The 13,209-nt window shown below is 73.5% G+C and carries 11 protein-coding genes; 8 read left to right on the plus strand and 3 right to left on the minus strand.

Going from position 1 to position 13,209, the window contains the following annotated elements:
* Positions 1-85 precede the first annotated feature (85 nt).
* The 3 genes from ACQPYA_RS06060 (at position 86) to ACQPYA_RS06070 (ending at position 3,159) form a co-directional block, all read left to right on the plus strand.
* The gene (locus ACQPYA_RS06060) at positions 86-643 is read left to right on the plus strand and encodes a helix-turn-helix domain-containing protein (RefSeq protein WP_433531652.1); all 558 of its coding nucleotides are present in this window, start codon (positions 86-88) and stop codon (positions 641-643) included.
* Positions 636-1,487 (plus strand): SRPBCC family protein, encoded by an 852-nt coding sequence (locus tag ACQPYA_RS06065; protein WP_433531653.1) that lies wholly within the window; start codon positions 636-638, stop codon positions 1,485-1,487. Before ACQPYA_RS06060 ends, ACQPYA_RS06065 begins: the two co-directional genes overlap by 8 nt.
* A 433-nt stretch (positions 1,488-1,920) precedes the next feature.
* Positions 1,921-3,159, plus strand: a complete 1,239-nt coding sequence (locus tag ACQPYA_RS06070) for a hypothetical protein (protein ID WP_433531654.1) — start codon at positions 1,921-1,923, stop codon at positions 3,157-3,159.
* 37 nt (positions 3,160-3,196) lie between these two features.
* Here the strand turns inward: ACQPYA_RS06070 and ACQPYA_RS06075 are convergent, their stop codons facing one another.
* The gene (locus tag ACQPYA_RS06075; RefSeq protein ID WP_433529743.1) at positions 3,197-4,441 is read right to left on the minus strand and encodes an IS110 family transposase; all 1,245 of its coding nucleotides are present in this window, start codon (positions 4,439-4,441) and stop codon (positions 3,197-3,199) included.
* Between the two features lie 239 nt (positions 4,442-4,680).
* Between ACQPYA_RS06075 and ACQPYA_RS06080 the strand changes: the two genes are divergently transcribed.
* The 4 genes from ACQPYA_RS06080 (at position 4,681) to ACQPYA_RS06095 (ending at position 10,816) form a co-directional block, all read left to right on the plus strand.
* Positions 4,681-6,219, plus strand: coding sequence for a hypothetical protein (locus ACQPYA_RS06080; protein WP_433531655.1), 1,539 nt, complete (start codon positions 4,681-4,683; stop codon positions 6,217-6,219).
* A gap of 186 nt (positions 6,220-6,405) precedes the next feature.
* On the plus strand, positions 6,406-8,733 hold the full coding sequence (locus tag ACQPYA_RS06085; RefSeq protein WP_433531656.1) for a putative bifunctional diguanylate cyclase/phosphodiesterase: 2,328 nt from the start codon (positions 6,406-6,408) through the stop codon (positions 8,731-8,733).
* 39 nt (positions 8,734-8,772) lie between these two features.
* Positions 8,773-9,531 carry a MerR family transcriptional regulator gene (locus ACQPYA_RS06090; RefSeq protein ID WP_433531657.1) on the plus strand — a complete coding sequence of 253 codons (759 nt, stop codon included), beginning with the start codon at positions 8,773-8,775 and terminating at the stop codon, positions 9,529-9,531.
* Between the two features lie 181 nt (positions 9,532-9,712).
* Positions 9,713-10,816 carry a hypothetical protein gene (locus tag ACQPYA_RS06095; protein WP_433531658.1) on the plus strand — a complete coding sequence of 368 codons (1,104 nt, stop codon included), beginning with the start codon at positions 9,713-9,715 and terminating at the stop codon, positions 10,814-10,816.
* 62 nt (positions 10,817-10,878) lie between these two features.
* On the opposite strand, the gene ACQPYA_RS06100 is transcribed toward ACQPYA_RS06095, so the two are convergent.
* Positions 10,879-11,322: a MarR family winged helix-turn-helix transcriptional regulator gene (locus ACQPYA_RS06100; RefSeq protein ID WP_433531659.1), complete on the minus strand. Its 444-nt coding sequence runs from the start codon at positions 11,320-11,322 to the stop codon at positions 10,879-10,881.
* A gap of 79 nt (positions 11,323-11,401) precedes the next feature.
* On the opposite strand from ACQPYA_RS06100, the gene ACQPYA_RS06105 reads away from it, so the two are divergent.
* Positions 11,402-12,631 (plus strand): multidrug effflux MFS transporter, encoded by a 1,230-nt coding sequence (locus ACQPYA_RS06105; protein ID WP_433531660.1) that lies wholly within the window; start codon positions 11,402-11,404, stop codon positions 12,629-12,631.
* Positions 12,632-12,668: 37 nt separating this feature from the next.
* On the opposite strand, the gene ACQPYA_RS06110 is transcribed toward ACQPYA_RS06105, so the two are convergent.
* The gene (locus ACQPYA_RS06110) at positions 12,669-13,103 is read right to left on the minus strand and encodes a VOC family protein (protein ID WP_433531661.1); all 435 of its coding nucleotides are present in this window, start codon (positions 13,101-13,103) and stop codon (positions 12,669-12,671) included.
* Positions 13,104-13,209: the final 106 nt, after the last annotated feature.

Consider the following 13,209-nt stretch of genomic DNA (forward strand, 5'->3'; position numbering starts at 1 on the left):
TGACGAAGGCCGCGCCGGACCGATCGGCGCGGCCTTCGTCGGGCTCATTGACAAAGAGATTTTGTACGTACAAACTGATTTTGTCATGAGAGATGTCCTGTACCTGGAGCAGATCGAGCAGGCCGAGGTGCTGCTCAAGCCGCAGCGTGTCGAGATCCTGCGCCAACTGGCCGAGCCGCGCACCTGCACGGAGGTGGCGACCCGGCTGGAACAGACGCCACAGCGCGTCTACTACCACGTCAAGCAGCTCGTCGCGGCCGGGCTGGTCGAGCAGGTCGACCAGCGCAAGGTGCGTGGCATCACCGAGGGCATCTACCGGGCGGCGGCCCGGTCGTACTGGCTCTCGCCCCGCCTGGTCGGGCGGATCGGGCTGCGCCGGGCCCGCGACGAGTTGAGCCTGGGCTACCTGCTCGACCTGATGGAGGAGGTCCAGGCCGACGTCGCCGCCCTGGACCGCACCGCCCCGGAACTGCCCTCGATCGGCGTCTCCGGCGAGATCCGCGTGCCGGCCGAGCGCCGGCAGGAGTTCCTGCACGACCTGCAGTCCACGCTGCAGGACCTGTTCACGCGCTACGGCGGCGCCGAGGGCGACGCCTTCAAGCTCGCCGTGGCCTGCTACCCGAAGGGGACCGACCGTGACTGAACCGATGACCCTCGCCGCCCGCCTCGCCGCGCCGATCACGCGGGTGCGTCGGGCCCTGACCGACCCGGCCGAGCTGCGCGTCTGGCTGGCCGAACACGCCGCGGTCGAGCTGCCCGAGCGGTACGAGTTCTGGGGCCGCTACACACCCGAGGGCGACGCCGCGCACCAGCGGGTGCTGCACTTTGACGACGACCGGCTCCGTTTCGCCTGGCTGCTCGACGGGGTGGAGACCACCACCGAGATCATCCTGCGTCCGGACGGGCCGGACGCCACCGTGCTGACCCTGTCGCAGTCCCACTTCGACTTCGCCGACGTGATCAACGGCACCAGCATCCGGGGCGTCCTCCAGACCTACTGGGCCCTGGCGGTCGCCAACCTGGCCGCCCACCTGGAGGGCCGCCCGTTGCTGCCGAAGACGGACTTCACCGGCACCGAGTTCCGCGGCGAGCTGCTCATCGCCGCCCCGGCCGACGCGGTCTGGCGGTCGCTGACCGACTCCGAGCAGGCCAGCGCCTGGTTCGGCTACCCGATCGGCATCGAGCCCTGGGTCGGCGGCCGGTACGCCATGGGCGGCTTCGAGAGCGGCCACGCCGCCAAGGTGATCGACCTGGAGCCCGGCCGGCGGATGTCCGTCGACTGGGGACCGCCCGGGGTGACCAACTGGGAGCTGGCCGAATCCGAGGGGAAGACGAAGCTCACCTTCGTGCAGAGCGGCTTCGACGAGCAGAACCCGCCGTACGCCGCCTGGTCCGGGACCGTCTCGGGGCTGGCCGAACTGCGTCGCTTCCACGAGATGCCGGACTGGCAGCCGATCTGGCTCCCCGAGGAGGCTGCCGCCGGATGACCACGCCCGCCCCCGCTGCCCGCTGATCGGCTCGCACTGCTGCGCCCCCTGCCGCAGCCCCGGCCCCCTGGCCCCGGCCCCGGCCCGTGGCCGTGGCTCTGGCCTCTGGCCCCCGGCCGCTGTCCCGGCAGCACCCGGTCGAGATCTTGGACAGTTTCTGTCAGCTGCTAACGGGAACTGTCCAAGATTGCGCGGGGGGTGTCCCATTTTGTGGGATGGCGTCGCGTTCGGATGGGAGGGGGCGGGGTGAGGGGCTGGGAGCGGTCGTTCAGGCGCGGCCGGGGCGGCGCTGGGGCGGCGGCAGCGTCCACGGGGATGCTCGGAATCGGTCGTTCTACTGGCTGGCATCGAGTGATGACCGCACGGTGATCGGTGTTGGCGGGGCGGCGGCGACGCGGGTGTCGGTGGGTTGTCGCGGCTATCGTGGCGTGTCGTGACGAGCAGCGAACGGCGACTGGCCGCGATCCGGGGCGGTGTGCCGCCGCGCCGGCACAATGCCCGCACGATTGCGGCGCTGACCGGCAATCCGGGCTGCACCCGGAGGGCGGTCCTGGACGGTGCCGGGGTGGACAAGCCGCAGTTGGCCGAGCGGGTCGGTTTCCCCGCCGGGTTCGGGCAGTCGCGGTTCGCCATCACCCGAGGTAACGCGTTCGAGGCGCAGGTGAAGGCCGGCGGCGGTGTCGAACTGCTGCGGTTGGTCGCGGAGCGGTTGGGCGTACCGGTGCCGGCCACGGCGAGCTGGACGGACCTCAACGACGGTGACGACCTGGCCGACCGGGAGCGGCGCTCGGCCGCGCTCCTGGCCGCCGCCCTCCCCGCCGCCGCGCCCGAGGCTGCCGCGCCGCCCGCCCCAGCCGCCGCGTCCGCCGTGTCTGACGCCGCCGTGCCAACCGCCGCGCCCGATGTGTCCGTGCCGCCCGTTTCCACGATCGCGTCCGACGTCGGCGGCGCGGCGTCCGGTGCCGGCGGGCCGGCGGCGCTGTTCGACCATCCGCTGCTGGGACTGGAGGTCGCCGGGCGGCGGGTGCATCTGGAGCCGGATCTGGTGGCCGCCCGGCTGGGCGGCCGGTTCCACGTGGTGGAGATCAAGTCGTTCCCGGTGATCGACGGGCAGGCGGACCCGGCCAAGCTGGCCGCAGCGGCGGTCCAGTCCGCCGTGTACGTGTTGGCCCTGCGGGAACTGCTCGCCGCGCAGGGCCACGATCCGCAGTTGGTGTCGCACGAGGTGGTGCTGGTCTGCCCGCGCGACTTCGCCAACCAGCCGGTGGCGCACCTGCTCGACGTCCGTAAGCAACTGCTGGTGGTCCGCCGCCAGCTGGACCGGATGACCCGGCTCGACACGCTGCTCGCCGCCGTGCCGGCCGACTTCACCGCCGACCCGGCCGCCGACTCGGCGACCCTGGTGGCCGCGCTGTCCCAGGTGCCGGCCCGCTACGCCCCCGACTGCCTGGCCAGCTGCGAGCTGGCGTACTTCTGCCGGCACGAGGCACGCGGGCAGACCGGGGCGCTCGGCCGCCCGGTCCGTGAGGCGCTCGGCGGAATCACCGACGTGGACGAGGTGCTGGCACTCGCCGCCGGCGCGCCCGCCGCCGACCCGGAGCGGGCCGAGGCCGCCGCGCTGCTGCGCACCGCCGCCCGCCTGCGCGCCGACGCCTTCGGCACGCCGGCATGAGCGAGCGCAGTGGGGCGCGGGCATGAGTTGCCCTGTGTCAAGCCACCGCTTGTTGATCTTGGTTGAGCAGTCGTTGGAGGGCGCCGTGGAGGGCGGGGTCGTAGGGGGTGTTGGTGGTCCAGCATTTCCGGATGATGCCCAGCCAGGCGCGGGCGAGGATGCGGACGGCGTGGGGGTGGTCGTGTCCCTTGGCGCGGGCCTGGCGGTAGAGATCGGCTGCCCAGGGGTTGGCGTGGCGGCTGTCGCCGGCGAAGTCGCAGACGGCGTCGCGCAGTTGTTTGTCGATGGCCCAGCGGAACGCGACGATGGTGACTTTTCCGGATTGTCGGGTCGAGGGGGCGACGCCGGCGAGGCAGGCCAGGGAGGCCGGGGTCGGGAATCGGCCACGGGCGTCGCCGATCTCGGCGAGCAGCCGGGCGGCGCGTACGGTGCCGGAGCGGGGCAGGCTGGTGAGGATGTCCCGGTCCGGGTGCAGGTCGAGGTTTTCGGTGATCTGCTGGTTGAGCGCATCGATCTGGGCGGTGATGGTGGCCAGGGCGGCCAGGTAGGCGCGGGTGATCGTGGCCAGGGTCCGTGCGTAGTCGCCGGTGGCGCCGCGGGGTGCGGCGGTGATGCGCTGGTGCAGCACGGCCGGGTCGGTGCGACCGCAGTAGCGTGCGCTCTTGAGCCAGGCGGCCAGGCGGGCCGGTGTCAGCCGGTCCAGGGCGTCCTGGGTGGTGAACCGGGTAAGGAACTGCCGGCTGATCGGGGAGTCGATCGCGTCGAACAGGTCGACGGCGGCCGGCAGGGTGGTGGCCAGGTGGGCGCGCAGCTGGTTGGCGACCGCGATGCGGTGCGCGACGAGGTCCTTGCGGGCGCGGCACAGCTTCCGCAACGCGGTGGTTGGTTCACTGTCGAGCATCAGCGGGGTGAGCCGGCGCCGGTCGGTGCGTACGGTGTCGGCCAGGACGTAGGCGTCGAACCGGTCGTTCTTGTTCCCGGCCGAGCCGTAGCGTCGGCGCAAGGCTTTGACCTGCGAGGGTGGGATCACGTAGACGGCCTGCTCGGCGGTCAGCAGGGCGTCGACGATCGGCCCGTCGGGGCGTTCGATCCCGATCGCGTCCACGTGATGCCGGTCGAGCAGGTCGATCAGCCGGCGCAGGCCGGTCTTGGTGTACTTCAGCGTGGCCCGCTCCAACGGCTCGCCGTCGGCGTCGATCACGCAGACCGCGTAGTCGTCCTTGGCCCAGTCCACACCTGCCGAGTTGGCTCGCGTCGAGTTGGTGGTGTCGGTCAAACTCATTGTTGCCTCTCCGCTGCGCTACCAGTGGGGAAGCACCTGGCGGTTCCGGGACACCACTGCCGGTCGCTCATTGAGCGGCGCTCGATGGCGCATAGCCCTGTTGCCAGTCGGGGTGTCCCGGGCCGCCGGGCCTCGCAGAACTCATGCTGGACCTCGAGGGGCGAGCAAGCTGGGCGATGGCCCGGCGGTCACCGGTGCGCCCAACCCATGATCGGATCGAGCGAAACAAGGGTGCACCAATGAGCACGTTGCGGGCGTTGGCGGCGGCGCAGGCGGTGGCCGCCGGGGTGGCCCAGCCGGTGGCCACCGTCCGGCACCTGCACCTCTCCACCCGGCCGTTGGTGGTGGTGCCGCTGGCCATGGCGGGCGAGGCGAACGCGCCGCTGGCCGCGATGGTCGGCGCGGCGCCGGGGGAGGGCCGGCTGCTGATCGTGCCGCAGCCGCGTAACCGGGACCAGCGGTTCGCGTTCGCCGCCGAGCTGGCCGCGATCGTGCTGCCGCATCTGGCGGCGTACCAGGGCGGCACCGAGGCGGTCGCCGTGGACCGGGGACGGGACGTGCGGTACCGGTACCTCGACGCGCCGCAGCTGCTGGTGCCGAATCCGGCCGGGGTGACGTTCCTGCGGCTGCTGGGCCGGTCCACCCGGTTCCGCCGGGTGGACGGGGAGTATCCGGTGCCGCCGCAGGTGCCGCTGCTGGGGCGCTGGCTGACCTTCTTCGCCGAGCGGGCCGAGCATCCCGGCTCGTCGGCGTTGCTGGCGCTGACCCAGGCGTTGACGCTGCACTGGGCGACCGGGCAGAGCGCGGTGGAGGATCTGCACCTGCCGGCGCTGCTCGGCTGGATCGCCCCGCCGGCCGGGCTGACCGGCATCGAGGCGGCGGCCCGGGCCGAGGACCCGACGGTGTGCCCGCCGGCCGGTCCGGCGACCGATCCGGGCTTCGACAACCGGCTGCTCGCCCCGGCCATCGAGGCGTACGACGCGGCCGGGGCGGACGAGGCGGCCCGGGGCGAGGCGTACGCGGAGTTGGAGCGGCTGCTGCGCGAACAGCTGACGCCCACCTGGGAGCTGATGTGGCGCGGTGTGGGGTTGCTGCGGGCCCTGCCGCCGGGCGCCCGGGTGGCCGGACGGTGGGACGGTGACCGGGATGCCTTCACCGCCCACGCCGAGCATGTTGACGACGACGGTGCGCCGCAGCCGCGCCGCGACGGTGCGGTGGCCGCCGCGGCGCGGCTGCACCGCCTGGAGCGGGCCGCGGCGACGTACGCGGTGCAGCGCGCCTACGACGACCCGCTGGTGATGGCGGAGTACCGGCTGACCGGTGAGGCGTTCGTCGGGGAGGTGGTGTTGGCCGATCCGGCCCGGGTGGACGACAGCGGCCGGCGGCCGGTGCTGCGTCCGCGGATCCAGTTGGTGACCACCGAGCCGGTGCTGGTGCCGGTGGGCGCGAACCTGTGCAGCCCGGCCCGGTTGCGGCAGAAGGCCCGGGTCGTCTTCGTCACCCCGGCGGCGGACGGCAAGACCGAGGTGGTGCTGGAGCTCTCCGGAGGGATGGGCCGGGGGCTGACCGCCAACCCGGGCAGCGTGCCCGAGGTGGGGGAGCGGTTGTGCTACACCACGCTGAGCGAGGCGTACGTGCCGAGCGGGGCGTTCCCGGCGGTGGAGGAGACCCCGTGGACCCACGGCGGCCCGCCGGTCGCCGGCCCGGTGGCAGAAGGTGTTGGTCGGGTGGCCGACGGTGATGTCCCCGCGTCGACGGCCGACGAGGAGTGGGCCTGACCGCTGCTCGCCTGCCTCGTCGGAGGGCCGGTGACGGATTCGGATCGACGAATGGCCGTCGGGTTGCGGACTCGGTACTGGTGGATCTGGCGGGGTGGTTGCCCACGTGGCTAGGCTTTCTGGGTTTGCCAGGACCGGGCCTCGCCGTCGAGGGTGCACGTACGAGAGAAAGCCGGAGCGATCGCAGTGTCGCGAAAGCACGTCGAGCAGGCCGCCGCGCGGTCGCCCGGGCAGAAGCGGGCCGGTCGGGTGGGGCTGGTCGGCGCGGCCGTGCTGGTCGCCGTCGAGGCGGCCTGGCTGGTGCTGGGACTGCCCGCCGGGGCGCTGGTCAGCGACCTGGGTGCGATCACGGTGGCGGGTTGGGTCGGGGTGGCCTGCATCGGGGCGGCCCGCCGGCACCCGGCGCCGCTGCGGCGGTTCTGGCTGCTGCTCGCGGCCACGATGGTGCTCTCCCTCGCCGGGCGCGCACTGTGGACCTCGCAGCGGCTGCTCGGGGAGAGCCTGCCGCACACGCTGCCGGTCGGGCTGATCTTCACGGCCAGCCTGCTGACCGGCACCGGCGCTCTGCTCTGCTCGGTCACCGCGCCGCGCAGCGTGGTGGGCCGGGTCCGGACCCTGCTCGACGGGGTGATCGTCGGGCTGGCGCTGATCCCGGTCGGCTGGCTGCTGATCTTCCGCAACGTGGTGATGGCGGACCTGGACGAGCCGTTGCGCACCGCCGGGCTGCTCTACCCGATGTTCGACCTGATGCAGCTGACCATCCTGGTCGCGGTGATCGGTCCGGGCCGCCCGGTGTGGCGTCCACTGACGCTGCTCGGGTTGAGCCTGATCGTACGCGCGGTGGCCGACGCCCTCTACGTGTCGTTGGTGGCCGCCGGCAGCTACCAGACCGGCACCCCCATCGACGTGCTCTGGCCGCTGAGCTACCTGCTGATCGGGTTGGCCGCCCGGATGTCGCCGCCGTCGCACTACGGCCGCCGGGACGAGGCGGGCGAGACGCCGCTGCCGCCGTGGTGGCGGGTGGCGCTGCCGTACGTGCCGGTGGGCGGGGCGGTGGTGGCGACCATGCTGGCCCGCGACGCCAGCGGCCACACTCCGCTGCCGGTCTTCCTGGCGATGATGGCGCTGCTCGCGGCGCTGGCGCTGCGGCAGGCGCTGGCAGCGAACGAGAACCTGCGGCTGGTGGCCCGGCTGCGGCAGCTCGCCTACGTGGACCAGCTCACCGGGCTGCCCAACCGGCTGGCGTTCACCCGCCGGCTGCGTACCGCCCTGCGCGGCGCCCGGCCGGTCGCCGTGCTGCTGCTCGACCTGGACGGGTTCAAGCAGGTCAACGACCGGTTCGGGCACACCACCGGGGACACCCTGCTGACCGGTCTGTCCCGGCGGATGCGCCGGGCGGTCGCCGGCGACGGAATGATCGCCCGGATCGGCGGTGACGAGTTCGCCGTGCTGGTCACCGGCGATCGCCCCGTCCCGCCGGAGCGGCTCGCGGAGCGGCTGCTGGCGGCGCTGCATCCGTCGGTCGGCGAGGAGGTCGTCGGGGTGCACCCGTCGGCGAGCATCGGCATCGCCGAGTACGGCCCGCAGCACATCTCGTACACCGATCTGCTGCGCGACGCCGACATCGCCATGTACGCGGCGAAGGCGGCCGGCAAGTCCGCGTACCGGCGGAGCACGCCCGCGCTGCGGGAGTCGGCGGTGAGCCGGGCGGAGCTGATCGCCGACCTGCGGCGGGCGGTCGACGAGGAGCAGTTGCACCTGGAGTTCCAGCCGATCGTGGACCTGGCCACCGGGGCGGTACGCAGCGCGGAGGCGCTGGTGCGGTGGCGGCATCCCCGGCTGGGCATGCTCAGCCCGGCGCGGTTCCTGCCGCTGGCCGAGGAGACCGGGCTGATCCTGCCGATCGACCGGTGGGTGATCCACGAGGCGTGCCGGGCGGCGGCCACCTGGCAGGACCGGGTGCCGGCGACGACCGTGGCGGTGAACATCGCCGCGGCGCACCTGCGCCGGCCGGATCTGATCGCCACGGTCACCGAGGCCACCGCGGGGGCGGGGCTGGCGCCGCGCGCGCTGACCCTGGAGCTGACCGAGTCGGCGCTGATCGAGGGCAGCGACGCGGTGCTCGACCGGTTGGGGCAGCTGCGGGAGCTGGGCATCCGGATCGCCATCGACGACTTCGGCACCGGCTACTCATCGTTGAGTTACCTGCACCGGATCCCGGCCACCGAGTTGAAGATCGACCGTTCGTTCGTGGCCCGGATCTCCGAGGACACCCGGGCGTACGCGACGGTGGAGATGGTGACCCGGCTGGCCGGCGCGTTCGACCTGGGCGTGGTGGCCGAGGGGGTGGAGACCGACCGGCAGCACGACGCGGTGGCCGCGATCGGCTGCGTGCAGGGGCAGGGCTACCGGTACGGCCGTCCCGCCGCCCTGGCGGAGCTGCGCACCGTCCTGGCCAAGGCCGGCCCGGCGGGGGTGACCGGCGTCGCAGAATCGGACTTGACCCTCACGTAGCGGCAGGCGGGACCGTGGTTCTGAGGAAGGGAGGGAACCATGGTTCACACGGTGGGTCAGGTGGCCAAGCTGGCCGGGGTGACCGTGCGGGCGCTGCACCACTACGACGAGATCGGGTTGCTGTCGCCGAGCGGACGCACCGGCGCGGGGTACCGCCGCTACGACGACGCGGACCTGGAGCGGTTGCAGCTGATCCGGTACTACCGCGAACTGGGGTTCCCACTTGAGGAGATCGCCGTGATCCTCGACGACCCGGCGAGCGACCCGGGCGCGCACCTGCGCCGGCAGCACGAACTGCTGACGGCGCGGATCAAGCGAATGCAGGAGATGGTCGCGGCGATCGAGTTCGCGATGGAGGCGAGCAAGTTGAACATCCGACTGACCCCGCAGGAGCGCTTCGAGGTGTTCGGTGACTTCGATCCGGACGCGCACGCCGAGGAGGCGGAGCAGCGGTGGGGTGGCAGCGACGCGTACCGGGAGTCGAACCGGCGGGCGTCGGGCTACACCAGGGAGGACTGGCTGCGGATCAAGGCCGAGAGCGAGGACTGGGGGCGGCGGTTGGTCGCGTTGATGGCCTCGGGCGCGCCGGCCGACAGCCCGGCGGCGATGGAGCTGGCCGAGGAGCACCGGCAGCAGATCAGCCGGTGGTTCTACGAGTGCTCGTACGAGATCCACACCGGGCTCGCCGACATGTACGTCGCCGACGAGCGGTTCCTCGCGCACTACGAGGCGATGGCGCCGGGGTTGGGCGGGTACCTGCACGAGGCGATCCACGCCAACGCCATCACCCGCGCCTGACCGGCGACCAGAGCAGCCATGCCGGGCGGGACGGCAAAACCACCGTCTCGTCCTTATTGGTCCACCGATCGGGTAATTCGCCCGGTGTTAGCCGTGTCCATCGCGCCGCCCGGGGCCGTTAACACTGTGACACCCCATCTGGTGGCCTGCGGTTGGTGGCATGCGCGGCGAAGGAGTCGGCGTGGCAAGGACTGATTCGACGGGTGCGACATGGCGGTACCGGTGGGCGCGCCGGCAGAACGAGCGCCGGCTGCGGCTGTTCCGCAGCGCCGAGCGGAGCTGGCGGCGACGCGACGACGAACTGCGCCGCCTGCGTACCCTGGCCGAGCAGTGTCACGGCTCGGCCGGAGCGGGGGACGGCCTCCCGCTGGAACTCGCCGCCGACGAGATCGTGCTGCGGGTGGTGCCGGCCGCGCAACTGGTCGAGGTGCGGCACACCGCGGTCCTGCCCGCCCCCGACCTGACCGTCGGCGAGCAGGCCGGCCGGCTGCGTCAACGCTGCCCGGACGGGGTCCGGGTGACCGACGCCGGGATGGCGGTGATCACCAACCGTCGGCTGGTCCTGCTCGGCGGGCGGGGCCGGCGCGACTGGGCGTACCGGCGGATGACCGGGCTGGCCCACGACCCGCACGCGCCGGTCACGCTGGTCCAGGTGCTGGACCGGCGGCGCACCACCGGGGTGCTGCTGCGCGCCGACGCGGCGGCCGACTTCCGGTTCGTGCTCACCCTGGCCTTCGCCGACGCCATCGAGCAACGCCACTCGGTCGTCGCCCAGCTCGACGAGCTGATCGCCGAACACGCCCGGCTGCGCCCGACCCGGCCGGGCATCGCCACGCCCGGACAGGCCCGGCTCTCCGCGCTGATCCCCGGCGGCCGGCGGACCGCCGTGGTCGCCGCCGCCCTCGCCGTGATGGTGCCGTTGGCGCTGGCCAACTCCGGCCCGTCGGATCCGACCGGCCCGGAACTGGCCGCCGCCGCACCGGCGCAGGCGGTCGCCGCGTCGAAGGCGCCACGGGCCACCGGCCTGCCCACGCCGCAGCGGCCCAGCCCGACCCCCGAGCGGCGCTGCGGCGCCCCGGCCAACCCGATGGGGTACGACTTCTGCGGCGGCGAGCGGATCCGCAAGCCGGCCCGCGAGGTGTGCGACCACTTCGACTGCGTGCCCGGGTTCTGGGAGGGCCGTGGCTACCTGGTGCAGTGCGAGAACGGCAAGGTCAGCCTGGCCGGTGGCAGCCCCCGCGCCTGCGGCACGCACGGTGGCGTCCGCCGCACCGTCTGGAGCTGACCGCGCCCGCACCGCGGCCCGGTCCCGCGGGGATCGGGGCGCGGCGGCGTGGCCGGGCCGGTTCAGCGCTGCTCGGCGGTGAGGTCGGTCAGGCGGGACAGGGCCGGCACGGCGGCGAGCAGCCGCTCCCGGTCCGCCGGGTCGAGGCCGACCAGCGCGGCGGCGAGCAGGTCGCGGCGATGCCGCTGGTAGGCGGCGATCCGCTCGCGCGCCGCGTCGGTCAACCCCAACCGGACGGTACGCCGGTCGGCCGGATCCCGGTCCCGGCTCAGCAGACCGGCCGCGGTCAACTCGCCGACCAGGGTGCTCACCGTGTTCGCGGCGGTGCCGAGGCGGTCGGCGGCCTCCCGGACGCTGATGCCGGGCTGCCGCTGCACCAGCCGCAGCACCTCCACCTGGGCGTCGGGCAGCGCCACCCGGCCCGTCCGCTGGCTGGCCGTACGCCGGAGCACCCGGTGCAGATCTCCCAGGGCGGCGGCGAGTTGGGCGAGCGTCTCGTCCGTCACAGTGCGACCCTCCCCGGGCAATACCTCTGCTAGCAGAGCTATCGTAACCGGGCGCAGCCGACCGCCGAGGGGACCGCCGATGCCGCAGACCGCCGCGCCCGCACGCCCACCGGAGCGCATCGCCGCACCCACCGGCCGGGCCGCCGTCGGGCTGCTGGTGCTGCTCGGTGCCCTCACCGCGATCGGGCCGCTGTCGCTGGACACCTACCTGCCGGCGTTCCCCGAGATGACCCGCGACCTGGCCGCCAACCAGGCGCAGATCCAGCTCTCCCTGACCACCTGCCTGGTCGGCATGGCCCTCGGCCAACTCGTCACCGGCCCGCTCAGCGACCGCTGGGGCCGCCGCCGGCCGGTGCTGGTCGGCGTCGGCGCGTACACCCTGCTGTCGCTGGTCTGCGCGCTCGCGCCGTCCGCCGAGACCCTGGCCGCGGCGCGACTCGCGCAGGGCTTCGCCGGCGGCATGGGCACCGTGGTCGCCCGCGCCGTGGTCCGCGACCTCTACGCCGGGCGGGCCGCCGCGAAGTACTTCTCCCGGCTCACCCTGATCTTCGGCATCGCCCCGATGGCCGCCCCCGCCTTCGGCAGCCTGGTGCTGCGGATCGGCGACTGGCGCACCATCTTCGCCGCCCTCGCCGTCATCGGCGTGCTGCTCACCATCGCCGCCGCGTGGCGACTCCCCGAGACCCTGCCCGCCGCGCGCCGCAACACCGGCGGCCTGGCCGCGACCGCCGCCGCCGGCCGCGCCCTGCTCGCCGACCGCGTCTACCTCGGGTACGCGTTGACCCAGGGCCTCGCCTTCGCCGGACTCTTCGCCTACCTCTCCGGCTCCTCGTTCGTCCTTCAGGACGTCTTCGGTCTCTCCCCCGGCACGTTCGCCCTCGTCTTCGGCGTCAACGCCCTCGCCTTCGTCGCCGTCGGCCAGCTCAACGCCCGGCTGCTCGACCGGTATGACCCCCGACCGCTGCTGGTCGCCGCCCTCGGCATCGGCCTGCTCGCCGCCCTCGGCGTGCTCGCCGGGGCGCTGCTCGGCACCCGGCCCCTGGTCATCGTCGCGCTGTTCGCCTTCGTCGGATCGTTGGGCATGGTGATGCCGAACGGCACTGCCCTCGCCCTCGACCGGCACGCCGCCCACGCCGGCACCGCGGCGGCCCTGCTCGGCGGCATCCAGGCCGTGGTCGCGGCCGGCGCCGCGCCGCTGGTCGGGCTCGGCGGAGAAGGCAGCGCGGCACCTATGGCCGTGGTGGTCGGCGGCGCGGCGGCCGCCTCGCTGCTCGTGGTGCTCACCCTGGCCCGCACCCGCTCGCGCTGATCCGCCCGCGGAGCCGGCTCTGGCTGCCCTTCGTCGATCAGGCGGCGCCGAAGTCGGGGACGGTGATCGAGCCGTCCGCCGCCAGCGGAAAGCCCGGGTTCCAGGCGATCTCCCAGAGGTGCCCGTCGGGGTCGGTGAAGTAGCCTGCGTACCCGCCGTAGGAGGTCTCGCGCGCTGGCCGGGTGACCGCCGCCCCGGCCCCGGCCGCCGCGACGAGCACCTGATCCACCTCGTCACGCTCCCGTACGTTGTGCGCCAGCGCGATCCCGGTGAACCCGCCGGCTTCTCGGTTGTCGAGACCGGCGTCCGCGGCCAGCGACTCCCGAGCCCACAGCACCACGGCGATCCCGCCGGCCTGGAAGAACACCGTCCGCTCGACCTCCTGGCCGCGCCAGCCGAGCCGCTCGTAGAAAGCACGGGCCCGGGCGAGGTCGGTCACCCCGAGCGTGATCAGGCTGATGCGCTGCTCCATCCCGGCAACCTAACCGCTCTGCAGGTGCTGGGCCCAGTGACCCCGACGGTGTTGACCGTGCTCGCCCGGCCACTTCATTTGCCGTCGAAGTATCTGAGGCACGGTG

It is taken from the genome of Micromonospora sp. CA-263727 (assembly GCF_050942455.1).
GTDB lineage: Bacteria > Actinomycetota > Actinomycetes > Mycobacteriales > Micromonosporaceae > Micromonospora.

Bases quoted from the DNA above. Each gene is read 5' to 3' on its own strand.
- ACQPYA_RS06105 (WP_433531660.1), top strand. From the start codon at position 11,402: ATGCCGCAGACCGCCGCGCCCGCACGCCCACCGGAGCGCATCGCCGCA.
- ACQPYA_RS06060 (WP_433531652.1), top strand. From the start codon at position 86: ATGAGAGATGTCCTGTACCTGGAGCAGATCGAGCAGGCCGAGGTGCTG.
- ACQPYA_RS06080 (WP_433531655.1), top strand. From the start codon at position 4,681: ATGAGCACGTTGCGGGCGTTGGCGGCGGCGCAGGCGGTGGCCGCCGGG.
- ACQPYA_RS06110 (WP_433531661.1), bottom strand. From the start codon at position 13,103: ATGGAGCAGCGCATCAGCCTGATCACGCTCGGGGTGACCGACCTCGCC.
- ACQPYA_RS06090 (WP_433531657.1), top strand. From the start codon at position 8,773: ATGGTTCACACGGTGGGTCAGGTGGCCAAGCTGGCCGGGGTGACCGTG.
- ACQPYA_RS06075 (WP_433529743.1), bottom strand. From the start codon at position 4,441: ATGAGTTTGACCGACACCACCAACTCGACGCGAGCCAACTCGGCAGGT.